Origin of the sequence: Niastella sp. OAS944 (assembly GCA_024809215.1) — a bacterium.
Taxonomy (GTDB): domain Bacteria; phylum Bacteroidota; class Bacteroidia; order Chitinophagales; family Chitinophagaceae; genus Niastella.
Window position 1 is genome coordinate 376,756 of sequence record JANUBW010000008.1, and the last position, 26,413, is coordinate 403,168.

Sequence of the window (26,413 nt, forward strand, 5' to 3'; positions counted from 1 at the left end):
AAAGCTCATGAACAAACTTATTGTAACCCTTATAGCTTCAGCTGCAGTGTTCACTGCGTGCAACCGCAACGGTCAGAAATTTGATGCATCGGGAACTTTTGAGGTGGATGAAGTGATCGTTTCTGCCGAACAAACCGGAAAATTATTATCGTTTAATATACAGGAAGGCCAGGCCATTCCCCGCGAACAGGTGGTAGGAATTATCGATGCAGAAAACCTGTCGTTACAAAAAGAACAAATACAGGCAAGCATCGCTGCTTTGCAGGACAGGACCTCCGATGTAAAACCTCAGATAAAATTATTGCAGGAGCAACTGGCTGTTCAGGAATCACAGCTGAAGAATATGCAACAGGAGCGTACCCGTATTGAGAACCTGTTAAAACAGGATGCCGCTACCCACAAACAGCTCGATGATATGAACTCGAATATTGAAGTATTGCAACGCCAAATGGATGTTACACGCCAGCAGATCAATGTACAAAAAAGCAATACCAGCACACAGAACCGGTCGGTGCTGAGTGAACAAAAACCACTCGAAAAAAGAGTGGCGCAGCTTAGCGAGCAAATAGGCAAGGCGCAGATCATAAACCCTGTTGGTGGAACTGTTATTACCAAATATGCGGAAGCCGGTGAGGTAACTGCTGCCGGAAAAGCACTGTATAAGATCGCCAACCTCGATACGCTTACTTTACGCGCATACATTACCGGTAACCAGTTGCCGCAAATAAAACTTAACCAACAGGTAAAGGTATTGATAGATAGCGGCGCTAAAGCCTACCGGGAATATCCGGGTACCATTACCTGGGTGGCCGATAAAGCGGAGTTTACGCCAAAGACCATTCAAACAAGAGATGAGCGGGCCAATTTGGTGTATGCGATTAAGGTTCGGGTAAAGAATGATGGTTATTTGAAGATAGGGATGTATGGTGAGGTTTTGTTTAAGTAATTGATGGGTCAGCAAGTTAGCATAGTAGCCCCTCCCCCTTCCGGGGGAGGGGTTGGGGAGGGGGCCTTTTACAAGTTATCAAATAGCAACTATGAACGCAGTAATAGTAAACAACATCAGCAAGCAATACGGCAAAAAGAAGGATCTGATTCAGGCCCTGAAAGGCATTTTCTTCGAAGTGAAGCAGGGCGAGCTCTTCGGTATCATTGGTCCCGACGGGGCCGGTAAAACATCTTTGTTTCGCATTCTTACTACCCTGTTGTTACCCGACGGCGGCTCTGCTTCTGTTGACGGACTGGATGTGGTAAAAGATTTTAAAGCCATTCGCCACCGTGTGGGATATATGCCGGGCCGCTTTTCGTTGTACCAGGACCTTACTATTGAAGAGAACCTTGAATTCTTTGCCACCATCTTCAATACTACCGTAAAAGAGAATTACGATCTAATTAAAGATATCTATTCACAAATAGAACCTTTTAAAAACAGAAGGGCAGGCAAGTTATCGGGTGGTATGAAACAGAAGCTGGCGTTGAGTTGTGCACTCATACACAAACCATCGGTCTTGTTCCTCGATGAGCCTACAACGGGGGTTGATGCAGTTTCGAGAAAAGAGTTCTGGGAAATGTTGCGCAGTTTGAAAGAACAAGGGATCACCATATTGGTTTCAACACCATATATGGATGAAGCCAGCCTGTGCGACAGGGTAGCGCTGATACAGAGCGGAGAAATATTATCTGTTGATAGTCCCGAAGGTGTGATCAATGCATTTAAACATCCGCTGGTAGCGGTGAAGGATAACAACATGCTGCAATTGCTAAACGATCTGCAGCGGTTTGAAGGGGTACAGGATGCCTATCCGTTTGGGGAGTATCATCATGTGGTGTTGAAGGATGGGTTTACGGCCAATGCCGTGTCAACTTATTTGCAGCAGCATAATTATCATCAGCCAGATGTGCAAACGATAAGAGCGGATATAGAAGACTGTTTTATTGCGTTGATGAAGACAGGGGAGTAACCGTAAAAAATAAACTAATGACCAATACAGCCATACACGCAGAAGGGCTTACCAAACGGTTTGGTGATTTTACGGCCGTTGATGCCATTTCCTTTGAAGTAAAGAAAGGCGAAATATTTGGTTTTCTCGGCGCCAATGGAGCAGGCAAAACAACGGCCATGCGTATGTTATGCGGTTTGTCGATTCCTACTGCTGGAAAAGCATCTGTGGCCGGTTTCGATGTATATAAGCAAACCGAACAAATAAAACGAAGCATTGGCTATATGAGCCAGAAGTTCTCGCTGTATGAAGACCTTACAGTAAGAGAGAACATTCGGTTTTATGCTGGTATATATGGCAAAAGCGATGCATTCATAAAAGAGAAAACGGCCTTTTTGTTAAAGGAACTGCACCTGGAGGCAGAGGCCAACAAACTGGTGAGGTCGTTACCGCTGGGGTGGAAACAAAAGCTGGCTTTCTCTGTAGCTATATTTCATGAACCGGAGATCGTTTTCCTCGATGAACCAACCGGTGGTGTAGACCCGGTAACGCGCCGTGAATTCTGGAATATGATCTATAAGGCTGCTGAGCGCGGCATTACCATTTTTGTTACTACACACTATATGGATGAGGCGGAATATTGTAACCGGGTATCCATCATGGTTGACGGCCGTATTGATGCCCTCGATACGCCTACGCAGTTGAAGAAAACGTTTGAGGTGAGGTCGATGGATGAAGTGTTTTTGAAGCTGGCGCGGAGGGCGAAGCGTTCCGGTGATTAAGAGTTTGTAAGTTGTTCAGTTATTGAGTTAGTCAGTTAAAAAACTAATAAACTCAATAACTAACGAACTGAACAACTGAATAACTGAATAACTCAGAAAAATATTCATATGAAGCAATTCATTTCCTTCGTAAAAAAAGAGTTCCACCATATAGCAAGAGACAAACGCACACTCTTTATTTTATTAGGTATGCCTATTATGCAGATCCTCATTTTTGGGTTTGCGCTAACCAATGAAGTAAAGAACTCGAAGATAGCTATCCTCGATCAGTCGAACGACCCTTCTACCCAGGCATTGCGCAGCGAGTTGGATGCCAGCCGTTATTTTGATATTACGCAGGACCTGCATTCTTACCAGGAAATAGAAGCTGCTTTTAAAAAAGGAAAGATCAAAATGGCGGTCATCTTCCCGGCCCGCTTAGCCAACGATCTCGATCATTTCAATACGGCTCAGGTACAACTGGTAGCCGATGCCTCGGACCCCAACGTGGCCAATACGCTCACAAATTATGCAACGGCCATCATTCTCGATTACCAGGACCGTATTACCAATAACCGCCGATTGCCTTATACCATCAAAACAGAGATGCGCATGTTGTACAACCCGCAGCTGAAAGGCGCCTATAGTTTTGTACCGGGTGTAATGGCCATGGTGCTGATGCTGGTATGTACGCTAATGACTGCCATTACCATTGTGCGGGAAAAAGAGCTGGGTACTATGGAAATTATGCTGGTATCGCCCATGCAGCCCTTTAAGATCGTAGTGGCCAAAGCTGTACCATATTTGTTGCTGAGTATTGTAAATATTTCAAGTATCCTGTTGCTAAGTGTGTTTGTGCTCGATGTGCCTGTTAATGGTAGTTTGTTGCTGCTCATCTTTGAGAGCATTCTGTTCACGCTAACCTGTTTGGCTTTTGGGCTGCTCATTTCTACCAAAACCGATTCGCAGCAAACAGCCATGTTCATTGCATTAACAGGTATGTTTCTGCCAACTATTATGCTTAGTGGTTTTATGTTCCCTATTGAAAATATGCCGCTACCGTTACGCATTCTTTCAAATATAGTTCCGGCCAAATGGTTTTATTATATAGTAAAAGAGGTGATGATAAAAGGGCTGGGCATAACAGCCGTTTGGAAAGAAACATTGATACTTACCGGCATGTTGTTGTTCCTGCTGGTATTGAGCATCAGGAATTTCAAAATACGACTCGCTTAAACTAATTATATGAGAACATTACGTTTTCTGTTACAAAAGGAGTTCAGGCAAATATTCCGTGATCCGTCTATCATTCGCATCATTTTTATGATGCCATCGATACAATTGCTGATACTGCCCTGGGCAGCCGATTATGAAGTTAAGAATATTCAGCTAAGTGTGGTTGATCATGATCATTCGCAGTATTCACAACAAATGGTGAATAAGATCACTTCATCTGGTTATTTTATATTACAGGATTACTCTGGCTCATATGGTAATGCCATGGAGCAAATAGAGCACGATAAAGCTGATCTGTTGCTTGAGATACCGGCTGGTTTTGAAAAGAAACTGATCAAAGAAAATGAATCCACACTGTTTATGGCCATCAATGCCATCAATGGCGTAAAGGCCAATTTAGGTGGCGCCTATTTGCGCAGCATAATACAGGATTACAATCACGAGGTGCGGTTAAAATGGGTGCAGTTGCCAAGGTTCAGTCCGGAGATGCAGATAGAAGTAACATCTTCCAACTGGTTTAACCCATTAATGAATTACAAAATATTTATGGTGCCGGGTATTCTGGTAGTACTGGTAACCATGGTAGGGGCCTTTTTGGCGTCGTTGAATATAGTAAGGGAAAAAGAGATCGGTACTATAGAACAGATCAATGTAACGCCTGTAAAGAAGTATCACTTTATATTGGGTAAGCTTATTCCATTTTGGGTACTGGGGCTATTGATCCTTACTATTGGGTTAACCATTGCGCGGGTAGCGTATGGTATTATACCGGTGGGTAGTTTGTTTACCATCTATGTGTTTGCTGCAGTATACCTGCTGGCAGTGCTGGGCCTGGGTTTATTACTTTCAACGTACACCAGTAACCAGCAGCAGGCAATGTTGTTATCGTTCTTTATGATGATGGTGTTTATTTTGTTAAGTGGTTTATACACTTCTGTTGACAGTATGCCGGGCTGGGCCCAGGCCATTACCAAAGTGAACCCGGTAACTTATTTTATTGAAGTAATGCGCATGGTAGTGCTAAAGGGGAGTGGGTTGAACGACATTAGCAGCCATTTGTTCACGGTGCTTGGGTTTGCCGTGGTGCTGAATATCTGGGCGGTGATCAATTATAAGAAACGTTCTTAAGAGAAGGCATAAAAAAATCCCGACACCAAGGTGTCGGGATTAATATTTTATTAAAGCTAGTGTTTTAGCTAATCGTATGCGAACGGATGACCTGCATATATCAGGGATACCGCATTGTTTTGCTTGCTAAAGTTCACGCCAATATACAGATCGGCTTTTTGTGTAAAGCTTTCTGTTTTCACCACAGTATTGTTCACGATAACTTTTATGGTATGGTTACCTTCAGTATTAGCCGTTGAAATACTGGTGGCCAGCGATAGGGTATGATTAGTGGTCACCTCGGTGTTCAGCAGTGGTTGGTTATCGATAAAGACCTGCACTTTATCATTCTCGAAACTTGACTGTATGTCTACCCCCAGGTCGAACACCGTAGGGTTGTTTGATTTGCGGCATCCTGCCATCAGCAGCAGTACCAGCGGGATAGACAAAATTGTTTTTTTCATAATATTTTTGCGTTCATGGCTTGATCTGCAATACGACAACCGGAAAATGGGTTTCGTTGCATGGTATTGATCTCTTAATAAATTAGACGTGCAAAGTTACAGTAACTTGCATTATTCTGAATGATCGTAAGTAAATAAATAGTCACAATCAACTAATTAGGTATGGAATACAGACAACTGGGCAGTTCTCCGGTAAAAGCATCGGTAATTACGTTTGGCGCATGGGCCATTGGGGGGTGGATGTGGGGTGGATCGGACCGTAAGGAAGCCGTTGATGCCATCAAAGCTTCTTATGATGCAGGCGTTACATCTATCGATACAGCGCCGGCATATGGACAGGGATTAAGCGAAGAAATTGTAGCTGAGGCCATACAGTATATTCCACGCGATAAGGTTCAAATACTTACCAAGTTCGGTTTGCGCTGGGATGTACAGCAGGGTGAGTTTTTCTTCAAAAGCAAAGACAACGATGGCCGCGATATAGACATGCATAAATACGCATCCAGGGAAAGTGTAATAAAAGAGTGTGAAGATTGTTTGCGCCGTTTGCAAACCGATTATATCGATCTGTTTCAGATACACTGGCCCGATAGTACTACTCCTGTTGCTGAGACCATGGAGGCATTGTTGCGCTTACAGGAACAAGGGAAGATACTCGCAGCCGGCGTATGTAACTATTCGGCCACATTGATGAAGGAAGCTGAAAGAACGATCAGCCTGGCCTCGAACCAGGTGCCCTACAGCATGGTGTTGCGCGATATTGAAAAGGAACTGGTGCCATACTGTATTGATAACAACAAATCCATTATTGCATACAGTCCGTTACAACGGGGGTTGCTTACCGGTAAAATAAAGCCCGGGCATACTTTTGGGGAAGGCGATACCCGCGAAGGCAATCGTTTTTATACAACCGAAAACATAACCAGCATCAATAGCATGCTCGATAGCCTGCGTACGCTTGCAGCTGAAAAGAATGCCACCCTGGCCCAACTGGTCCTCCGCTGGACGGTTGACCAGCCCGGTATTACCATTGCGCTTGCCGGCGCCCGTAATGCACAGCAGGCCGTACAAAATGCAAAAGCGGCTGATGTGAAGTTGACAAAAGAGGATGTTGATTTTATAAATGATAAACTGGGAAAACTGGAGCTTGTGATGCCGTGAAAAGTTGACGAGTTAACAAGTTAACAAGGCTTATGCGCGGCTTCAATATTTCTACGCGCAGCGTGTTACGGTTACGCAACCGTGCATGCCTATTTTTATGTCCGCTATGCATCTTATAGTATAGAATTATTTCTAAATTGAAATAGAACTCCCACCATTGGCCGAAAAATGGATTTTTGATGCAAAATTCTTCGAAACTGCTTAGTGAATGCTATGGGTCTTGTTCGCAAATTTGCAAACAACTTGCAAAGCATTTGCGAAGAAGGGTAAGCTATGCCTGCACCCAGTCCCGAAGAAGGTTGGCGGAAGTTTAAGGATCTTTTGGGTCGGCCTTCACATTAAACTAAAAAATATTGTTATCGACCTATTGTAAGTGAATGAACGTTCACTTATCTTTGTCTTACAATGCGTACAAGGGATGTAAATAAAGAAAGTGCAATTCAGGAAAAAGCGATCGAAATGATCGTGAAACAGGGCCTGGATGGCTTTAGCATGCAAAAGCTGGCCAAGGCCGCCAATGTTTCGCCTGCCACCCTGTACATATATTATAAAGATCGCGATGATCTCATTTCCCAGATCGCAAGCCAAATAAGCGTTCGGCTAATGGAAACAAGCCTCAAAGGCCTGCACCCCAAGATGTCGTTTGCCGATGGGCTTGAGTTGCAGTGGAAGAACCGGATGGAATTTTATTTGACACATCCTCTTGATGTGGAGTTCATAGAACAGATCCGTTATACACCCACCTATGCTTCAATAAAGGATATCGTACGGCAGAAATTTGGCGATGTACTGGGCAAATTCGTGCACAATGCCATTAACAGGGGCGAGTTGCAACCCCTGCCATTTGAGGTGTACTGGTCCATAGCTTTTGCCCCTTTGTACCAGCTGATAAAATTCCATACACAGGGCTACAGTCCAACCAATGACTGTTTTCGCATTTCAGACGAAATGCTTAATCAAACCCTGAATCTGGTGCTTAAAGCCCTGAAGCCATAGATCATATATTTTTTTGCTTTCATAACTAAATGAATGTTCATTTTTATGAATAACATTAAACCGCCTACATTTTCTAAACAAAGCATACAGGTACTGGTTTTTAAGACCAACCTGTTGTCGGCAAAAGACATTTGGCATATTTCACCCATTATGGGCGATACACCAGGCATTATAAAGTGGAACGTTGATGAGCACGACATAGACAATGTTCTACGAATTGAAACTGCCTGGTTATTGCCGCAGGATATCATTCGCCTGGTGAACGCTGCCGGCTACATTTGTGAAGAACTGCCCGATTAACAACTATTCAAACCCAAAGGAACGTTCATACCGGGTTGACCGCCGGAATGGACCCTTATTTCCGCCCTATCGACCACCGGGCGGGCATCTGTGAAAAAACAAATAACATTTTAAATGAACCAAACCAATCCAACGAAATCAACTAAACCTGCATTCACGGGCTACGAGGTGTTTGTGATCGCTATCCTGGCTTTTTTGCAGTTTACCGTTATCCTCGACTTTATGGTTATGTCGCCCCTGGGCGCTATTATACGACCACAATTGAATATTTCCCCAGCCGAGTTCGGCATGGCGGTATCGGCTTATGCCTTTAGCGCCGGTGCATCGGGACTACTGGCTGCAGGTTTTGCCGATAAGTTCGACCGTAAAAAATTGCTTCTGTTCTTTTATACCGGTTTTTTAATTGGCACTGCGTTATGCGCCATGGCTACCAGTTATGAGTTTTTGCTGGGCGCACGTATTGTTACAGGTATTTTCGGGGGTGTAATTGGTTCTGTGGGTATGGCCATAATTACCGATCTGTTCAGCCTGCAGGTACGTGGCCGGGTAATGGGCTTTGTTCAAATGGCCTTTGCCGCCAGCCAGGTGCTTGGTTTACCCATTGGGCTTTACCTGGCCAACAAATTCGCCTGGCATGCCCCGTTCTGGATGATCGTGATCGTAGGTATTCTGCCTGGTATCATCATCGCCCTGAAAATGAAACCGGTGAATGCGCATTTAGCCATGCAGCACGATCGTAACGCTTTTGAACATATGGGCAAAACGGTTTCAAACAAAGGCTATCTGTTGGCTTTTTTAACCACCACTTTACTGGCTACCGGCGGCTTTATGCTTATGCCTTTTGGCAGCGATTTTAGCATCAGGAACCTGGGTATAAAACAAGACGACCTGCCAATATTATATGGCATTTCAGGGATATTCTCCTTTGTTTTTGGTCCGCTCACCGGTTACCTGGGCGATAAACTGGGCAAATACAATGTATTTATAGGCGGAAGCATACTGACCATGATCATGGTGGCTATTTATACCAACCTGGGCGTTACGCCGCTGGCAACTGTTATTACCATCAATGTGCTCATGTTTGCCGGGGTGCTGGCCCGTATGGCCACTTCCACAGCGCTTATAAGCGCTATTCCGCAGCCGCAGGATAGGGGCGCGTTTATGAGCATCAACTCATCGGTTCAGCAGTTTGCCGGCGGTTTGGCGGCTTTTGCGGCCGGGCATGTGATAAGCCAGGGGGCAGATGGTAAATTACAGCATTACAGCACGTTGGGTATCATTGTAATGAGCTCCATGCTGGTGGTTATCGTAATGATGTATTTCATAAACAAACAAAGTGTACGTAAAGCGGCGGCGGCAAATACGCCTAAACCCGCCAGGGAAGTGGAGGAGGAAGTGTTTATGATTGAATAGGTTACATGTTACAGGTTACAAGTTGCAGGGAAAACAGTAATACAGGCCCTGTAACCTGTATCCTGTAACCAGAAACTGTTTCTTTTAATCGGTAACCACATAATAACAACTAAATTATTGCCATATGGCCAGCCTTTTGTAAATTAGGAAATAACAAAAAATGCTGTCATATGATCAAAATTTCAAATCTTAAATTCGGAGATATTGTTCTGGCAGAATTTGAAGGCCAGCAACGGGAAGGAATGGTTAAAGACGTTGATAGGGCAGAAGGGAAGGCGTGTGTTGATGACAACGTACAGGAGTTTTGGTATGGGCCAAACGAACTGTACCCGATACCCCTTGATGACGTGCAAATGCGCAGGCTTGGTTTTACAAAAGTGGAGAACGGGAACGGGTCGGCTAAGTACATGCGTGACTCTTTTCGGGTACTTTTGCCGCAAAATGGCAATTTTTCGAACATGGAAATCTGGTGGCGTGAAGATCACCGGTATTTGAACCAGCCGATCAATGTACATGAGCTGCAAAACCATTATTACCAAATGACCAAGGTAGAGTTACTGCCGGTAAGCGTGCATTAGTTAGCTTATTATCAGACATTTATAAATGAACAAGGGGTGTTGGACCGAGGTGGTTGAAAGGGCTTCGGATAACAGCATTCCTTGTTTCTTTTTTGTATGTTTGCAACGAATTATAGGTATTATTTCTGCGTTTTTCCAGTTTATTTATAATTCTTTCTTATTTTTTTCCTTTTTCATTTCAATAATCATATCTTTGCGCTCCTTAAAATTATATGGGTAAACAACCGCTGATTAAACAGGATGGAGTTATTTTAGAAGCTTTATCGAACGCCATGTTTAGGGTAAAACTTGAGAACGGGCACGAAATATTAGCTACAATTTCGGGTAAAATGCGGATGAACTACATCAGGATTTTACCAGGGGATAAAGTGGGGGTGGAGATGAGTCCGTATGATTTGACCAGGGGAAGAATCATCTTCCGTTACAAATAAGTAAGCACTAGTAAATAAATAAATGTTATGAAAGTTCGTGCATCTATTAAAAAGCGTAGCGCAGATTGTAAAATTGTGCGTAGAAAGGGCCGGTTATATGTAATTAACAAAAAGAACCCTCGCTTCAAGCAAAGACAAGGTTAATTAGTAATGGTTGTGTTCGTTTGGTACGGATTGCAATCTCTATCGTAAATCAATAAATTTAAATCGAAATATGGCTCGTATTGCCGGTGTAGACTTACCCAAGAATAAAAGAGGTGAAATTGGTCTTACCTACATTTTTGGGATCGGCCGTTCAACTGCCCAGTATATACTTGAAAAAGCAGGTATTTCCCTGGACAAGAAAGTACATCAATGGAATGATGACGAACTGAACGCAATCCGTAACATTATTACCAACGAATTCAAGGTAGAAGGTCAATTACGTTCTGAAGTGCAAATGAGTATCAAGCGCTTACTCGATATCGCTTGTTACCGTGGTTTACGTCATCGTAAAGGCTTACCTGTTCGTGGTCAACGTACAAAAACCAACAGCCGTACCCGTAAAGGAAAACGGAAAACTGTTGCCGGTAAAAAGAAAGCACCTAAGAAATAATATTAGCTCCAAGCTAGAGGCCTTAAGCTACAAGCCGTTTTTAATAATGACTTGTAGCTTCAAGCTTATAGCTTGAAGCTTTTTGTATATGCACCAATTATGTAACAGATCAGCTACAGATACCGGGTGCAGGCGGAGTGCTGATTTGGCTCCCACACAAATGGGATTATTTTAAAACTTTAAGATTACCTAACAACAATTATGGCAAAAGCACAACAGCCCAGCGCAAAAGCCGCTGCGAAGAAAAGGATTGTGAAGGTTGACGCTTATGGCGACGTTCACATTTCAGCCAGCTTCAACAACATTATCATCAGCATTACCAACAAGAACGGCCAGGTTATTTCCTGGAGCAGTGCCGGTAAAATGGGTTTCAAAGGTTCTAAAAAGAACACTCCATATGCAGCCCAAATGGCTTCTGCAGATGCTGCTAAAACTGCATTCGATGCAGGTGTGAAGAAAGTTGATGTATATGTAAAAGGCCCTGGTGCTGGTCGCGAAAGTTCAATCCGCGGTCTGGCTCAGAACGGCATCGAAGTAGTAATGATCAAGGACGTAACTCCACTGCCACACAACGGCTGTCGTCCTCCCAAAAAACGTAGAGTATAGTAATTATCTGATTAAGTGATTTGGGTGATCCAAATCACTTAATCTCTTATATATCAAAAGGATACGCGATTGATTTTTAAGATTTTTAGGATCGTGTATCGTCACCAAAAAATCTAATTATAATAACAACATGGCACGTTACACTGGTCCAAAAACAAGAATCTGCCGTATTTTCGGCGAGCCTATCTTAGGCAATGGTAAATATCTGTCAAAGAACAGCAACCCTCCTGGTCAGCATGGTCCTTCTAAAAAGCGTAAAGCTCCGGGTGAGTATGCATTGCAGTTAAAAGAAAAGCAAAAAGCTAAATATACTTACGGCGTTCTTGAAAAACAATTCCGCAAAACCTTTGAAGAAGCTGCACGTATTAAAGGTGTTACTGGTGAAAACCTGATCAAATTGCTGGAAGCCCGTTTAGATAACGCTGTTTACCGCCTGGGTCTTTCTCCTTCACGTCCTGGTGCCCGTCAGTTGGTTTCTCACAAACACATTACCGTTAACGGTTTTGTTGTGAACATTCCTTCTTACCAACTGCAACCTGGTGATATCATCGGTATCAAAGAAAAGGACAAAGGAAATACCGCTATTACCAGCGTATTCCGTGGTAAAAATGCTAAGTTCAGCTGGCTCGACTGGAACGAAACTGAGATGAGCGGTACTTTCGTTGCTTATCCAGAGCGTGAAAGCGTTCCTGAGAACATTAAGGAGCAATTGATTGTTGAGTTGTATAGCAAGTAATCCTAAGTGAGCCTTGCTCACAACCCAAGTCACAGCTACCTTTTTTAAAGACGTAAAAAATCGAAATTTTAAAATATGGCCATTTTAAATTTCCAGAAACCTGACAAAATCGTATTACAAAAAGCAACGGAATTTGAAGCTCAGTTTGAGTTTCGCCCGTTAGAACCTGGTTACGGCGTAACCATTGGTAATGCTTTGCGCAGAGTATTGTTGAGTTCATTGGAAGGGTTTGCAATAGTAGGTATTCGCATTGAAGGCGTAGACCATGAGTTTGCTACCATCAAAGGAATCACCGAAGATGTGCTGGAGATCATTCTGAACCTGAAACAGGTTCGGTTCAAAAAGAAGGTAGATCATGAAGTGAGCCAGGAAAAGATCACGTTGAGCATTAAAAATAAATCAGAGTTCACAGCCGGTATGATCGGAGAAGCTACTCAAAACTTCGACATCATGAACCCCGATCTGTTGATCTGTATTTTGGATTCATCAGCCAAGCTTGACATCGAGCTGACCGTTTCAAAAGGTCGCGGTTATGTTCCTGCTGAAGATAACAAAGTGAAAGATGCGCCATTCGGCTACATCCCAACTGATGCTATCTTCACACCCATCAAGAACGTAAAGTACGCTATTGAAAACACCCGTGTTGAACAGCGCACTGACTACGAAAAACTGATCATGGATGTTTCTACAGATGGTACCATTCACCCTGAAGAAGCGGTGAAACAAGCCAGCCGCATCCTGATTCAGCACCTGATGATCATCACCGACGAAAACATCACTTTCGATAACAAAGAAGATAAGAAAGAAGATGTGGTTGATGAGCAAATGCTGCAACTGCGCAAAATACTGAAAACCCCGCTCGAAGACCTCGATCTGTCTGTGCGCGCTTTCAACTGTTTGAAAGCTGCCAAGATCAACAGCTTGAGCGAACTGGTTCAGTACGAGCAGGAAGACCTTATGAAGTTCAGAAACTTCGGACAAAAATCACTTGCTGAAATTGAGCAGGTGCTGGCTGAAAGAGGTTTGCACTTCGGTATGGACCTTTCTAAATTAGGTTTAGATAAAGAAGAACTTTAGTCAATTAGCTAATACGATAATATGCTAATGTGCCAGCATATTAGCATATTATCAAATTAGCACATTAATAAAAGGGTTACAATTCCTGACACGGTGTAACCTATAAAACAAATCGTCATGCGTCACGGAGACAAAATCAACAATCTGGGCAGAACGGCTTCACACCGGAAGGCGTTACTGAAGAACCTGGCCAGCCAGTTAATTACCCACAAACGTATCACTACTACTTTAGCTAAAGCAAAAGCGCTGCGCAAGTTCATTGAGCCGCTGATCACTAAAGCTAAAGACAACACCACTCACCAACGTCGTATAGTGTTCAGCTACCTGCAAGATAAGGAAGCTGTAACCGAACTGTTCGGACCTATTGCTGAGAAAGTAGGTGGTCGTCCTGGTGGTTATACCCGCATCATTAAGCTGGGTATCCGCGTGGGTGATAACGCTGAAACTGCAATGATCGAGCTGGTTGATTACAACGAGATTTACGGTAAAGGAAAAGGCGAAGTTAAAGAAGCTGCGAAAAGAACACGTCGTAGCGGAAGCAGCAAGAAAAAAGCTGATGATACTTCTGCCGCCGCTCCTGCTGAAGAAAAAGCATCGGAAGAAAAGCCAGCTAAAAAAGCAGCAAAGTAAGAATGATCAAATTGATTTCTATAAAGGAGCAAGACTTTTAAAGGTCTTGCTTTTTTTTGCCCCTTAATATTCCTGTGAAAAATAAATTGAACTGATTCGCTAATTATTGTGTTATTTTTGCAAAATTTTTTATTAGAACAATGTCGAATACGCTTCAAAAACCCGCTATATTACTATTGGCCGATGGTACCGTACATTACGGAAAAGCTTTTGGCAAAATAGGTACTACAGCCGGTGAAATTTGTTTTAACACCGGTATGACCGGCTACCAGGAAGTTTTTACCGATCCCAGCTATTATGGGCAGATCGTTATTATGAACACTGTGCACGTTGGTAATTATGGCACCAGAGATACTGATGTTGAGAGTGACGGCGTGAAGATCAAAGGAATGATCGGTCGCAACCTGGAAGAACAATACAGCCGTAAACTGGCTAATGAATCGCTCGATCAGTATCTGATCAAAAATAATATCGTTTGTATTGAGGGAGTTGATACCCGTGCACTGGTTGCACATGTTCGTACCCAGGGCGCTATGAACTGTATCATTTCTTCTGAAATACTCGATGTTGACCAACTGAAGAAAGAACTGGCAAAAGTGCCCAGCATGGATGGGCTTGAACTGGCCAGTATAGTGAGCACCGACAAACCTTACACCCTGGGTGATCCTAATTCACCTGTTAGGGTAGCTGTACTCGATTTCGGTACCAAACAGCACATTCTGCACTGCATGGTTGAGCGTGGCGCGTATGTAAAAGTATTCCCCGCTAAAACACCTGTAAGCGAGCTGAAGGAATTTGCACCTAATGGTTACTTTATCTCGAACGGTCCTGGCGACCCTGCAGCTATGGATTATGCCATCGTTACCGTAAAAGAAGTGCTGAAAGAGAAAAAGCCAACCTTTGGTATTTGCCTGGGTCACCAGCTGATAGCACTGGCCAACGATATTTCTACTTTCAAAATGCACCACGGCCACCGCGGTTTGAACCACCCCGTAAAGAACCTGATAACAGGTAAATGCGAGGTAACTACCCAAAACCACGGCTTTGGTGTTGACCCTGAAAGTGTGAAAAAGGCCAAACACGTAGAAATTACCCACGTGAACCTGAATGATAATTCCATTGAAGGTATCAGGTTGAAAGAGCAGCCTGCTTTCTCGGTTCAATACCACCCCGAAAGCACACCCGGCCCGCACGATAGCCGCTACCTGTTCGATGACTTTATCAAAATGATCAAAGATTATATGAACTAATAATAGGGTGGGTCATTCTAAAAGGGTGACCCATTCTTTCTTATACGCACTATGAAAATAGCTATCATCAACGGTCCCAACCTCAACCTGCTTGGTAAACGCGAGCCTGGTATTTATGGCAGCATGTCATTCGATGATTACCTGGTAACATTGAAAGATAAATACCCAAAGGTTGACATTCATTATTATCAGAGCAACGTAGAAGGTGAACTGATAAATGAACTACAACGGGTTGGTTTCGAGTATGATGGTATTATTATGAACCCCGGCGGTTACACCCACACTTCAGTAGCCATTGGCGACGCCATTGCCAGCATACAAACCCCGGTGGTAGAAGTACATATCTCCAATGTACATGCCCGTGAAGAGTTTCGCAAACTAAGCCATGTATCGGCAAAAGCGGCCGGCAGCATTATTGGGCTGGGGCTAAAGGGGTACGAACTGGCGCTTAAGTACCTACTTGAGACTAAGTGGTTTTAAGGAAGGTAATTACGTATACTACATTCATTATCAAACTAAAAGGCTGAAATTCGAAGTAAGATGTAAGAAGTAGGAGGCTCGCGATTTTTCGGGCGTCTGTAAAATTTATGCTCTTCTTACTTCATACGTCCTACTTCTTACTACCCACTAATCGGGGAACAATGATTAAATTTAACAGAATGCCTCTTTGTATACTTACAATGCAGCTGGCGAGACTGGCGTTATTATTGTGAGGGTCAGGCTGTTTTATTACCATTACAACAAACCTGTATAAGATGCGATCGATACTATTTGTGTTCCTGTTGTTTTCCGTAAGCGGTTTTGCGCAATGGAAAGAATATAAACTCACTTCAAACGGTGATACCCTGAACCGCGTTGATAAAATTGGCCGTAAATGGGGGCCCTGGAAACTACATTACGATAGTAACCGTGGCGAACCCGGCTATGAAGAAGAAGGCTGGTTCGAAAAGAACCGAAAAGAAGGGGAGTGGCGTTTATTTAGCCTTATGGGCGACCTGGTAGGTATAGAGTACTATAAATGGGGTTTAAAGGATAGCATTTGCCGTTATTTTACCAGGGATGGTGCATTAAGGCTTGAACAAAGCTGGCGGGCTATTAACCCCGATAAAGAATATGACACCCTTGAAATAGAAGACCCCGATAAATTCGATACTTACCGGACCGTGATCGTAAAGAACGAGGGCGCGGCCATCAAACACGGTGTTTGGAAGTATTATGATCCTGAAACAGGCCGGGTAGTTCGCTCAGAACTTTACACGTTAGGTAAACTTGAACAAGAAGCAAAAGTGCCGGTAACAACTGAAAAAAAGGCGGTAGCTAAACCAAAAGAAGTGGTAGAGTTTGAAAAGAAGAATTCGGGTAAGAAGAAAGTGAGGTATAGGGATGGGAGCACCGGTGGTTAATGGGCTAATATGCTAATGTGATAATGTGCTAATTGAAATACAATTACTGAAAAAGGCCCCTTTGGGGCCTTTTTCAGTAGCATATTAGCACATTAGCTAATTATCACATTAGTTTACTGTTTTGTGAACCGGCTAACAGAAGTAGTCTTATTAGCACCAGTTGCTTTAATAACATATACACCTTTAACCAGATTACTTACGTCGAGCGTTGTGTTCAACGCACTGCCATCGCTGGCAAGATTGCTCCTTCTTATTATCCGGCCATTCATATCTATGATCTGTAAGCCAATATTACCTTTCATGCCATCGGGTAACTGAACCTGTAAAATGTCTTTTACAACGCTTGGGTTCACCTTCATCTCTGTAGTTAACTGACCATCGAATTTGACGATAAGCATTTTGCTGTATTTGAAATTACCATCAGCATCCTGCATCAACAGGCGATAGTAGTTGTTGAGGCCCATGTAAGGCGAAGCATCGGCAAAGGAATACTTTTGTGTTAATGTACTATTGCCGGTAGCAGCTACAGAGCCAATGGCCTTATATGTTTTGCCATCGCTGCTGCGCTCAATAACAAATTGTTTTACTCCTTCTTCGCTGCTGGTAGTCCATTGCAATACTACTTTGTTGGTTTGCTTTTGTGCATAGAACTGCGATAATACCAATGGAAGCGGTGAGCCATCGTTCTCCACCGCCGCCAATAATGTTTCTCTATTAGCGCTAACCGTTGAACCTGTAATGTAAATGCGGTTGTTATATAACGTAATGGCATTGCCCAGTTCGTTTCCGCTGGTAATTTCATAAGCGATTATGCCATTTCCGTTACTGCAGCCATCAAAAGTATTATCGAGCGTACCATCGGAATTGTAACGCACCAGTAAAAAGGCATAAGATGGGGTAGAACCTTCTGAGTCGCCGCCAACTATGATCTTTCCATTGCTTTGCAAAGCTACTGAGCGGGCGGCGTCGTTGGTATTTGTAGTAGCATGATTATTGACGAGAGCGATACCGGCTGCGGTAAAACTGCTGGCGCGGCCAACAATGGCCCCCGTTGGGTTGAAGTTGGCATCGAGCGCGCCGCTGGTGGTTAATCGTATAGTAGCCACATCATTGTTTGCAGCAGACACGGCTTTGCTGCTGCCGGTCATAACTATTTTGCCGTCTGCCTGCAGGGCTAAGGAATAACCTTCGTCTGTAGAGCCGGCGCCGCCATTGGCTAAATCAAGATCTACTATGCCGCCGGCGCCAAAACTACCGGGGCTGGCATCGAGCGTTCCATCGGTATTATAGCGAACTATTACAAAGTTTGAGCCGGTGACATCATAATTGCTGGTACCGCCAACAACTATTTTTCCATCGGGTTGTATGGCTACGCTTAAACCCCTGTCATCGGCATTAATATGCGTGGTAACTTTACCGGTACCACCGCCAAATGCGCCAATACCGGTTTCAAGTATGCCATTTGATGAATAACGCGCTACCGCAATGTCATTGCTATTGGCGCCCATATTACCATAGCCTGCCAATACAATTTTTCCATCGGCTTGTACAGCAAGGCTTTGGGCCTGATCATATGAGGAACCAACAGGTGTAAGTACCCAGCCGTTTCCGTTAGGGCCAAAGGTAGTTATGGGATCACCGCTTTCATCCAGTTTCAGCAATGCCATGTCGTAGCTCGATGTGGCCCGGCTCCAACTGTTGCCGGCTACCAGTATAGTATTATCGCTCAGGATCTTTATTGCGTATGGAGAGGCATTATCACGTGAGTCATATCTTAATTGGGCTATGCCATTGTTACCAAAGTTAAGGTCGAGTGTACCATCAGTTAAATAGCGTACTAATGTAAACCATTCGTCGTTTTTTTTATAAGCTGCAACTAATACCCGTCCATCGCTATGAACAGCTGTTGCTGTGCCCCAATCATCTTCACCGGAGTTTAGTGAGTTTATAATGTATCCGGTGGGGTTATTGAACCCATCGTCCAGCGTTCCCACCTGTGCCGATAGATACAGGCATAGGAGTAATAAGGTAAACGTAGAGGTAACCTTCTTCATAAATATATGTGCTTTAAAGTTTTCCTGAAATTCAGCGCATAGAAATTGGAGGTACTATTTCAAAGGAAGTTGGGGTGGTACAAAATAAAAAAGGAAGGAGCATCAGAGCCTGCCAAAAAACGCCTACATCTTATTCCAAGGGTTAATGATATGGTATGGGAATTCAAAGGATGGTGGAGCTATATATAGCTGTCTAAACTTTAATAAGCCAAAAATAATGTATAAATGTTCAATATGCGAAATGCAAGTTGTTAACATAAGGGTTTACACGGACGGTTGTTTTAATATGAAAACAAAAGGCTTTCTGTTGTTGAACAGAAAGCCTTTTATTATAAGATGTATACTGTTATATACTAAGCCGGTTATTTTTTGATGAACCTGCTGGTGAGGCTGGTGCTGCCACTTTGTGCTTTTAAGATATAAAGACCGTTTGGCAGGCCGTTTACATCAATTGAGGTTGACAAAGCATTGCCATCTGATGAAAGGTTTTGTGTTTTCACTATGCGGCCATTGAGGTCAAACACCTGTAAGTTGATAATACCTTTTAACCCATCGGGCAGTTGAACCTGTAAGTTGCCGCTGGTTGGGTTGGGCGATACCTGCATATTGGCGCTTAGTTCGCTGCTGAATTTAACCGTGAGTATTTTGCTGTATTTAGAACCGCCATCGGCATCCTGCATCAACAAACGATAGAAGTTGGTTGATGGCATAAACGGACTGTTATCAACAAAGTTGTATGATTGCTTTGTACTGCTGTTACCAACAGCTGCTACCTGGCCAATAGCCTTGTATGTTTTGCCATCGGTGCTGCGCTCTATCACAAAGCGTTTTACATTCTCTTCTGAAGATGTTTGCCATTTCAGATTTACTGCAGTGGTCAATTTTTGGGCAACAAAATCAGACAATACTATTGGTAATGTAGTGAAGTCGTTTACAAAAGCGGCCACGAAAAAGTCCATTGTGCTGGTACCGCTGTAATCTGTTGAACCGGTTATGTAAATGCGCTGGCCCGATAAAGCAGAAGCCACCGTAAAATCGCTGGTTAAGCTTGTACTAATACCAGTAGTCGCTTTTCCATCTGTATCGAAATTTGTATCGGGGCTGCCATCGGTATTTAAACGTACCAACAGCAGATCGTAATGCGATGGACTGCTTGTAGCATCGGTATAACCGGTAATTATTATTTTACCATTAGCTTGCACCATAACAGTGCGACCTTCTTCATTACTGATGCCGCTGGCATAATTTATTGAAAGTTCAGCACCGCCATTGAAATCTGGGTCAAAAGATCCGTCCTGTAAAATTCTTGCTACATAAATATTTTTACTTGATGAGGGCGCAGGCATTAAACCGGTTATAACTATTTTATTATCGCTTTGCACTGCAACGCCGTGCGCTTCGTAATTCCCTGCACTGCCTGTACCGAGTCTACGAATATTGCCGCCGTTAAATCCTGGATCAAGAGTACCGGCAGAAGTATACTGCGCAAGGGTTATATCCTTATCTGTACCATTATCGTTTGTATTACCAACCACTACAATTTTGCCGGTGCTGGTAACGGCCAGGCCGGTAACAACATCATCATTATTGACATCGAGCACAATTTTGCCATTGACACCGAAGCCTGTTACCAGTGCGCCATCGGCATCATATTTTGCAATGGCCATATCTTTATCCTGGGTATTGTGGGCAAAACCGGCTGCTATAATACTGTTGTCGGGAAGCACTACGAGTTTGCGGATCTGATCATTGCCATCAGCTGTTGTAACGCCTTTCATATTGGTATACACCCAGCCATTTGTTCCAAATGATCCGTCTACAGAACCATCTGTATTCAGCCGAACAAGAGCGAAGTCATTATTAACGGCAGACCAGGTATAACCACCTACGATGATCTTGCCATTGCTTTGCAGGGCTACTGCATATGACTGTGCGGTGCTGGTTGCGCCCTGGCGAATAGTTACAACGCCACCGGTGCCAAAGCCGCCATCCAGTGAACCATCTAACTTATATCGGAGTACTTTAAAATATTGTTCGGGAACAACAACGGCTACCAGAATTTTACCGTCGTTTTGAACGATCATCGAGTTGCCGTAATCGTCACCAGCTGACTGGGGGTTAATAACAAACCCATCGGGGTTTTTAAATGAAGGGTCCAGGCCGCCAACCTGGGCATTTGTATACATAAACAGTAATAGTGAGGCCAACATTGCGGTAAGCTGCTTCATAGCTTGTGGTATTTATTTCAATTATTAAATAACAGAACAGGGGGTAGTCATAGAAGCTGGAAGCCAGGGTATTCAAAGGAATGTTGGCGCAATTATCAGATTGCGAAAAATAACAAGTGGATAATTCAAATTAGTGGAAAATTGGAGGCGTAACCAGTATGGGTTTCAAAGGTATGGGGGAGGTGATACTTTCCTTGGGTTGTAATCGGGCGTAAATGTATAGAATATATGTTCAACTTGCAATAGTAATTTCACGCCTGATCATATATGTTGTTATGTTATATGTTGTATTATATGCACAAAAAAAATCGTCCCGGCATAGCCAGGGACGATTCAAAACCAAGTTATTATTTATTATAATTAAAATCCTTTCTTCTTCTCCTGTGCCTTTTGCATAGGCGTTATACCACTTGATTGGCCGCGGGCCTGTTGTTTTTGTTTGAAGATGGCAAACTTTGAAGGCGCCGGCATGGTGCCCCAGGTATTATTGGTTTCATCGATGTCGGCGGTTTCACGAAGTGGATCAAGTTTTAATGAAGCCACTTCTTTGTCTTTCATAAATACCTTGGATACACTCTTTTCATTGTGACGCCATATTTGCACCGGAACACGATCTATCTGTTTGCTGCCATCTTTAAATGTCCATTCTACAATGATAGGCATAACCAGTCCGCCCTTGTTGCTAAAGCTAACTTCATAGAAGTATTTGCCATTTACTTTTTCTTTCGTGGCTTCATCTACCCTTTCGGTAGTGGCTGGCACAGGAACGCTATAGGTTGTGGTATCAACAGGTTCAAGACCACGGGCATATCTGTAGTAAAAATCCTGCAGGGCAGTATCTGCATCGGCCAGGAACTTTATCTTTTCTTCACGGTTGCGTTGTTTTGAGATATCGTCAAATGCAGGGACCATGGGCTTGTCTACTTTTTTGAAAACAACGGTGTCGCCCTGTAATGGTGCATTGGCATCGGCTTTGAAGTATTTTACACTGTCAATGGCCATATCGCAGGCATCGGTGCCAAAGAACCAGCCGCGCCAGAACCAGTCGAGATCTTCGCCACTTGCATCTTCCATAGTTCGGAAGAAGTCGGCCGGTTCGGGATGTTTGAAAGCCCAGCGGCGTGCATATTCTTTAAAGGCATAATCGAACAGCTCGCGGCCGATAATGGTTTCGCGCAACATATTGAGGCCCGTTGCCGGTTTGGCATATGCGTTGGGACCGAACTGAATAATGTTCTCTGAGTTTGACATAATTGGTTCCAGCTGATCTTTTGGCAACTTCATATATTCGGTAATTGCAAAAGCCGGCCCTCTTCGAACAGGGAATTTATTATCGTACAGTTCTTCTGAAAGATATTCCACAAAGGTGTTCAGGCCTTCATCCATCCAGCTCCATTGACGCTCATCGCTGTTGATGATCATGGGAAAGAAGTTATGGCCTACTTCGTGAATGATAACCCCCAGCATACCGTATTTGGTAGCCTCGCTATAGGTACCATCTTTTTCGGTACGGCCATAGTTGAAGCAGATCATTGGGTATTCCATACCATTTGATGCTTCAATACTTTGCGCTACCGGGTAAGGGTAGGGGATAGTGAATTTAGAATAGCTTTTAATTGTATGCGCTACAGCTTTTGTTGAGTATTTGCTGTACAGGCCATACGCCTCTTTGCCATAAAAGCTCATACACATTACCTTCTTGCTTTCAACATAAGCCGGCATGGCATCCCAAATAAATTTGCGGCTGCTCGTCCAGGCAAAGTCACGCACATTATCGGCCTTGAAGATCCAGGTCTTCTTTGTTTTGCTTTTATTGCCTTCTGCTTTTTTAGCTTCGTCGAGGGTTACTATTTGAACCGGTTCTTTAGCGGTTTGCGCTTTTGCCCAGCGGCTTTGTTGTGCTGGTGTTAATACCTGGGCATAATTCAAACATTCGCCGGTGCTGCCCACCATGTGATCGGCCGGCACGGTCATTTGCACTTTGAAGTTGCCAAAGGTTAAAGCAAATTCGCCACGACCGGTAAACTGGTGGTTCTGCCAGCCCTGGAAATCGCTGTATACGCAAAGGCGTGGGTACCACTGGGCCATAGTGAACAGGTAATTACCTTCCTCGGGAAAATATTCATAACCACCGCGGCCGCCATATTTAAAGCGGTCGGAGATCTTATAGTTCCAGTTGATGTTGAATGCGAATTTTTGTCCGGGTTTCAACGGTGTGGGCAATTCAACCCGCATCATGGTTTTGTTGATGGTATATTTCAACGCCTTACCCAATGCATCGGTGAGTTTTTCAATTTTGAACCCGTACCCGTTGTCGGAACCGGATTCCTCCAGTTTGTCAACGTTGCTCGCATTCATCGTTTTTGGCATTGAGTTGCTGCTTTGATAGTTGGCGTTATTTACGGTGCTGTGCTGGTTTTCGTCCATCTGCAACCATAAATAGGTAAGTGTATTGGGCGAGTTGTTGAAATAGCTGATGGTTTCACTGCCGGTTAATTTTAAATTGGCTTCATCGAGCTCGCATTTAATATCGTAATCGCAACGTTGCTGCCAGTACTTAGGGCCCGGGGCACCGCTGGCGGTACGATATTCGTTGGGGGTTGGCAGTATGGTTCCCAACTGCTCGAATTTATTTCCGTGGTTGGAGCCTGGATTGTTCTGTATATTCTGGGCCTGCGCACCAGTAAACACAGCTGCTACAGCCATCACCAGAAACAAGAACTGTTTTTTCTGATTCATCATTGTAGTTTTATAAAAAATATGGGAATCTTTGATACGCCCAAAAGAGTGAAACGATCAAAATTAAGGCAGAAGCGCCCCGCAACCATACCATTCGTGATAATTTTAATTGTTGTATTGCTAAATATGATATTAGCAATATAACCAGCACTATTAGTAGTTGCGCTACTTCAATACCCAGGTTAAAAGCCAGTAAATGTGCTACCAGCCCTTCCTTACCTTCCATACTCAGGAGCGTGCCGGCAAAGGCCAGTCCGTGTATAAGGCCAAAGAAAAGGGCTAAAATATAAATGAGCGATACCTGCTTTTTTTGTTCGGTATTCTTTTGAAAAATATTGGTAATACAAGTGGCGGCAATGGTGAGCGGAATTAGAAATTCAATAAAACCCGCATTTACCTTTATTAAGCCAAGTGCGCTCAATGCCAGCGTTAATGAATGGCCAATGGTAAAGGCGGTAATCAGTACTACTACTTTTCGCCAATCCTGCCACAAATAGCGAAGGCATAAAGCCGCAACGAACAGGATGTGGTCAATTGCATCCCATGTAAGAATGTGGTCTGTTCCCAGTTTAAAATAAAATGTAAAATCCTGCATATTGCCGTAATGGTGTTAAAATAAATAAGAGATTTGTAACCTTAAAATTTTCATGTTTAATGGTAATACTTCTGTATAAATGGTTGTTGCTGGCATCAATGGTGTTTGGCGCCGGTGAACCTGCTGTTGTTAAGACTGTGAACGCCCGCCATCCGTTGTATATAAGTGTTACTGAAATGAATTACAACGCTACCGATAAAAACCTAGAAATAAGCTGTAAGATCTTTACCGACGATTTTGAGAAAACACTTGCGAATAACTATAAAACAAAAGTTGATCTTACTACACCTGCCGATAAAAATGAGGCCAACAGGGTGGTAAGGGAATACATAAGAAGCCATTTGCTGTTGAAGGTTGACAATAAACCGGTGGCGCTTGAGTTTGTAGGGTTTGAAAAAGAGAATGAAGCGGTATGGAGTTATTTTGAGGTAAAGAATATTACTGTAGCGCCGAAAAAGATAGATGTTGTTAATTCTATTTTATACGAGGCTTATGATAATGAGATTAATTTAATGCATGTGTCTGTTGGGGGAAACAGAAAAAGTACTCGTTTGAATTATCCTGATAAAGAGGCGAGTTTTTCTTTCTAATTTGTAAGTTCACGGTTCATAGTTCACTGTTTCGAATAAAAGCTTTTGGCCCCCTCCCCAAACCCCTCCCCCGGTGGGGGGAGGGGCTTTTATTATAGGTCAGTTTTCGTTATCAACTTTATCAACTTCTCGTTAACTTGTTAACTCGTGAACCTGCCTTTTCATTATCACATTAGCAAATTATCACATTATCACATTAGCTTTCATCTTCTTCATTATCCTCCATATCTTCCTTAATATCGTCGGAGGCAGTTACAAGAACTTTATCTATCCGTTGCGCATCCATATCAATGATCTCGAACTGGAAGCCTTTCCATTCCATGGTATCGCCAATATGTGGTATGCGTTCGAGCTGGTGCAGAATAAAGCCGGCCAGGGTATCGAACTCCTGTTCCACTTCATTCATCCATTCTGCTTTATAGAAATAGCTTAAGAAATTGTAAAAAGGTATTTGTGCATCTACGAGGAAGGTGCCGTCTTTGCGTTTAACAATTTCGTAGTAATCGTCGTCGGGTTGTGGCATTTCACCAACAATGGCCTGTAGAATGTCGTTCAGGGTGATCATACCTTGCAGGCTACCGTATTCATCAACGATAAAACAGCTTGTTACCCGTTGCTGTTTAAAGCGTTCGAGCAGGCGATAGGCGGTAATGTTCTCGGGAACGAACACCGCTGGTTTCATGATCGATTTAAAAGCGGTAAAGTCGTTGGTTACGTACAGGTCTTTCAATGTTACGTTACCCTTGATATTATCGAGGTCTTTATCGCAAATGGGGTATACCGAATGTGGTTCTTTAATGATCTTATCGCGAATAGAATCTTCGGTATCGTTGAGATCGAACCAAATGATATCGCTGCGGTGTGTCATCAGTGAAGTAATATTACGATCGCTGAGGTGAAATACCCGCTCAATGATCTCCTGCTCCACTTCTTCAATGGCGCCCTGTTCGGTGCCTTCACTGATGATGGCCTTTATCTCTTCTTCCGTAACATTATTATCAGCTGTTGATTTTACGTTCAGGAGCTTCAGTATAATGTTGCTGGTTTTGTTCAGCAGCCATACGAAGGGGTGGGTGGCCCTGGAAAAATACAATACCGGTAATGCTACTACGCGGGCTATTTTTTCGGCTTTTATTAACCCAATACGTTTGGGAATGAGTTCGCCAAATACAATAGACAGAAATGTAACGATTATGATAATGATGGTAGTAGAAATGGTTTGTGCATACTTGGCAACGGGCTCAATTTGCTCAATATAAGGTTGCAGGTATTTACCAAAACGTTCGCCAGAGTACACACCCGTAAGGATGGCAATTAGGGTAATACCTATTTGCGCAGCCGATAAAAAAAGTTCCGGGTTGTTGGCCAGGTCAAGCGCCTTGCGCGATTTATCATCACCTTTGTTGGCCAGGTTCTCTAACCTGGATTTGCGGGCCGATACCAAGGCTATTTCAGACATTACAAATAAACCATTCAAAAAGATCAACGCCAATAATATAAAAACTTCCATTAGCCGATTGGTT

At 43.4% G+C, this 26,413-nt stretch carries 27 protein-coding genes; 21 read left to right on the plus strand and 6 right to left on the minus strand.

The window, feature by feature from the left end; all coding sequences use genetic code 11:
• The first annotated feature begins 7 nt into the window (after positions 1-7).
• The 5 genes from GGD38_RS27990 (at position 8) to GGD38_RS28010 (ending at position 5,065) form a co-directional block, all read left to right on the plus strand.
• Entirely contained in the window at positions 8-946 is a 939-nt protein-coding gene (locus GGD38_RS27990; protein WP_375302955.1) for an HlyD family secretion protein, read from the plus strand.
• Between the two features lie 91 nt (positions 947-1,037).
• Positions 1,038-1,961: an ABC transporter ATP-binding protein gene (locus GGD38_RS27995; RefSeq protein ID WP_375302954.1), complete on the plus strand. Its 924-nt coding sequence runs from the start codon at positions 1,038-1,040 to the stop codon at positions 1,959-1,961.
• A gap of 17 nt (positions 1,962-1,978) precedes the next feature.
• On the plus strand, positions 1,979-2,722 hold the full coding sequence (locus tag GGD38_RS28000) for an ABC transporter ATP-binding protein (protein WP_375302953.1): 744 nt from the start codon (positions 1,979-1,981) through the stop codon (positions 2,720-2,722).
• Positions 2,723-2,830: 108 nt separating this feature from the next.
• Positions 2,831-3,937 (plus strand): ABC transporter permease, encoded by a 1,107-nt coding sequence (locus GGD38_RS28005; protein WP_375302952.1) that lies wholly within the window; start codon positions 2,831-2,833, stop codon positions 3,935-3,937.
• A 9-nt stretch (positions 3,938-3,946) separates the two neighbouring features.
• Complete coding sequence (locus GGD38_RS28010) at positions 3,947-5,065, plus strand: ABC transporter permease (protein WP_375302951.1); 1,119 nt, start codon at positions 3,947-3,949, stop codon at positions 5,063-5,065.
• 68 nt (positions 5,066-5,133) lie between these two features.
• On the opposite strand, the gene GGD38_RS28015 is transcribed toward GGD38_RS28010, so the two are convergent.
• Positions 5,134-5,508: a hypothetical protein gene (locus GGD38_RS28015; protein ID WP_375302950.1), complete on the minus strand. Its 375-nt coding sequence runs from the start codon at positions 5,506-5,508 to the stop codon at positions 5,134-5,136.
• 162 nt (positions 5,509-5,670) lie between these two features.
• On the opposite strand from GGD38_RS28015, the gene GGD38_RS28020 reads away from it, so the two are divergent.
• The 15 genes from GGD38_RS28020 to GGD38_RS28090 all read left to right on the plus strand — a co-directional run bounded on the left by GGD38_RS28020 (position 5,671) and on the right by GGD38_RS28090 (position 16,684).
• The gene (locus GGD38_RS28020) at positions 5,671-6,669 is read left to right on the plus strand and encodes an aldo/keto reductase (protein WP_375302949.1); all 999 of its coding nucleotides are present in this window, start codon (positions 5,671-5,673) and stop codon (positions 6,667-6,669) included.
• A 405-nt stretch (positions 6,670-7,074) separates the two neighbouring features.
• Positions 7,075-7,665: a TetR/AcrR family transcriptional regulator gene (locus GGD38_RS28025; RefSeq protein ID WP_375302948.1), complete on the plus strand. Its 591-nt coding sequence runs from the start codon at positions 7,075-7,077 to the stop codon at positions 7,663-7,665.
• A 45-nt stretch (positions 7,666-7,710) separates the two neighbouring features.
• Positions 7,711-7,965 (plus strand): hypothetical protein, encoded by a 255-nt coding sequence (locus tag GGD38_RS28030; protein WP_375302947.1) that lies wholly within the window; start codon positions 7,711-7,713, stop codon positions 7,963-7,965.
• 114 nt (positions 7,966-8,079) lie between these two features.
• Positions 8,080-9,378 carry an MFS transporter gene (locus GGD38_RS28035; RefSeq protein WP_375302946.1) on the plus strand — a complete coding sequence of 433 codons (1,299 nt, stop codon included), beginning with the start codon at positions 8,080-8,082 and terminating at the stop codon, positions 9,376-9,378.
• A gap of 170 nt (positions 9,379-9,548) precedes the next feature.
• Positions 9,549-9,956: a hypothetical protein gene (locus GGD38_RS28040; protein ID WP_375302945.1), complete on the plus strand. Its 408-nt coding sequence runs from the start codon at positions 9,549-9,551 to the stop codon at positions 9,954-9,956.
• A 212-nt stretch (positions 9,957-10,168) separates the two neighbouring features.
• Positions 10,169-10,387, plus strand: a complete 219-nt coding sequence (gene infA, locus GGD38_RS28045) for a translation initiation factor IF-1 (RefSeq protein ID WP_132557118.1) — start codon at positions 10,169-10,171, stop codon at positions 10,385-10,387.
• A 27-nt stretch (positions 10,388-10,414) separates the two neighbouring features.
• Positions 10,415-10,531, plus strand: coding sequence for a type B 50S ribosomal protein L36 (gene ykgO / locus GGD38_RS28050; RefSeq protein WP_010519235.1), 117 nt, complete (start codon positions 10,415-10,417; stop codon positions 10,529-10,531).
• Between the two features lie 70 nt (positions 10,532-10,601).
• The gene (gene rpsM, locus GGD38_RS28055) at positions 10,602-10,982 is read left to right on the plus strand and encodes a 30S ribosomal protein S13 (RefSeq protein WP_375302944.1); all 381 of its coding nucleotides are present in this window, start codon (positions 10,602-10,604) and stop codon (positions 10,980-10,982) included.
• 201 nt (positions 10,983-11,183) lie between these two features.
• Positions 11,184-11,588: a 30S ribosomal protein S11 gene (rpsK, locus tag GGD38_RS28060; protein WP_375302943.1), complete on the plus strand. Its 405-nt coding sequence runs from the start codon at positions 11,184-11,186 to the stop codon at positions 11,586-11,588.
• 130 nt (positions 11,589-11,718) lie between these two features.
• Positions 11,719-12,324 carry a 30S ribosomal protein S4 gene (gene rpsD / locus GGD38_RS28065; RefSeq protein ID WP_375302942.1) on the plus strand — a complete coding sequence of 202 codons (606 nt, stop codon included), beginning with the start codon at positions 11,719-11,721 and terminating at the stop codon, positions 12,322-12,324.
• Between the two features lie 75 nt (positions 12,325-12,399).
• Entirely contained in the window at positions 12,400-13,401 is a 1,002-nt protein-coding gene (locus GGD38_RS28070; RefSeq protein WP_375302941.1) for a DNA-directed RNA polymerase subunit alpha, read from the plus strand.
• A gap of 117 nt (positions 13,402-13,518) precedes the next feature.
• Complete coding sequence (gene rplQ / locus GGD38_RS28075) at positions 13,519-14,031, plus strand: 50S ribosomal protein L17 (RefSeq protein WP_375302940.1); 513 nt, start codon at positions 13,519-13,521, stop codon at positions 14,029-14,031.
• 140 nt (positions 14,032-14,171) lie between these two features.
• Positions 14,172-15,281 (plus strand): glutamine-hydrolyzing carbamoyl-phosphate synthase small subunit, encoded by a 1,110-nt coding sequence (gene carA, locus GGD38_RS28080; protein ID WP_375302939.1) that lies wholly within the window; start codon positions 14,172-14,174, stop codon positions 15,279-15,281.
• 51 nt (positions 15,282-15,332) lie between these two features.
• Positions 15,333-15,761 carry a type II 3-dehydroquinate dehydratase gene (gene aroQ, locus GGD38_RS28085; protein ID WP_375302938.1) on the plus strand — a complete coding sequence of 143 codons (429 nt, stop codon included), beginning with the start codon at positions 15,333-15,335 and terminating at the stop codon, positions 15,759-15,761.
• 275 nt (positions 15,762-16,036) lie between these two features.
• Positions 16,037-16,684: a hypothetical protein gene (locus tag GGD38_RS28090; protein ID WP_375302937.1), complete on the plus strand. Its 648-nt coding sequence runs from the start codon at positions 16,037-16,039 to the stop codon at positions 16,682-16,684.
• Between the two features lie 113 nt (positions 16,685-16,797).
• On the opposite strand, the gene GGD38_RS28095 is transcribed toward GGD38_RS28090, so the two are convergent.
• From GGD38_RS28095 to GGD38_RS28110, 4 genes are all read right to left on the minus strand, one after another.
• Positions 16,798-18,738, minus strand: coding sequence for a T9SS type A sorting domain-containing protein (locus GGD38_RS28095; protein ID WP_375302936.1), 1,941 nt, complete (start codon positions 18,736-18,738; stop codon positions 16,798-16,800).
• 362 nt (positions 18,739-19,100) lie between these two features.
• Positions 19,101-20,966, minus strand: a complete 1,866-nt coding sequence (locus GGD38_RS28100; RefSeq protein ID WP_375302935.1) for a T9SS type A sorting domain-containing protein — start codon at positions 20,964-20,966, stop codon at positions 19,101-19,103.
• 360 nt (positions 20,967-21,326) lie between these two features.
• The gene (locus tag GGD38_RS28105; RefSeq protein ID WP_375302934.1) at positions 21,327-23,708 is read right to left on the minus strand and encodes a M1 family metallopeptidase; all 2,382 of its coding nucleotides are present in this window, start codon (positions 23,706-23,708) and stop codon (positions 21,327-21,329) included.
• A 7-nt stretch (positions 23,709-23,715) separates the two neighbouring features.
• Positions 23,716-24,300, minus strand: coding sequence for a HupE/UreJ family protein (locus GGD38_RS28110; RefSeq protein ID WP_375302933.1), 585 nt, complete (start codon positions 24,298-24,300; stop codon positions 23,716-23,718).
• Between the two features lie 59 nt (positions 24,301-24,359).
• Here GGD38_RS28110 and GGD38_RS28115 point away from each other — a divergent pair, with 59 nt between their 5' ends.
• The gene (locus tag GGD38_RS28115; RefSeq protein ID WP_375302932.1) at positions 24,360-24,890 is read left to right on the plus strand and encodes a DUF6702 family protein; all 531 of its coding nucleotides are present in this window, start codon (positions 24,360-24,362) and stop codon (positions 24,888-24,890) included.
• A gap of 196 nt (positions 24,891-25,086) precedes the next feature.
• Here the strand turns inward: GGD38_RS28115 and GGD38_RS28120 are convergent, their stop codons facing one another.
• Positions 25,087-26,400 (minus strand): hemolysin family protein, encoded by a 1,314-nt coding sequence (locus GGD38_RS28120; protein WP_375302931.1) that lies wholly within the window; start codon positions 26,398-26,400, stop codon positions 25,087-25,089.
• Positions 26,401-26,413: the final 13 nt, after the last annotated feature.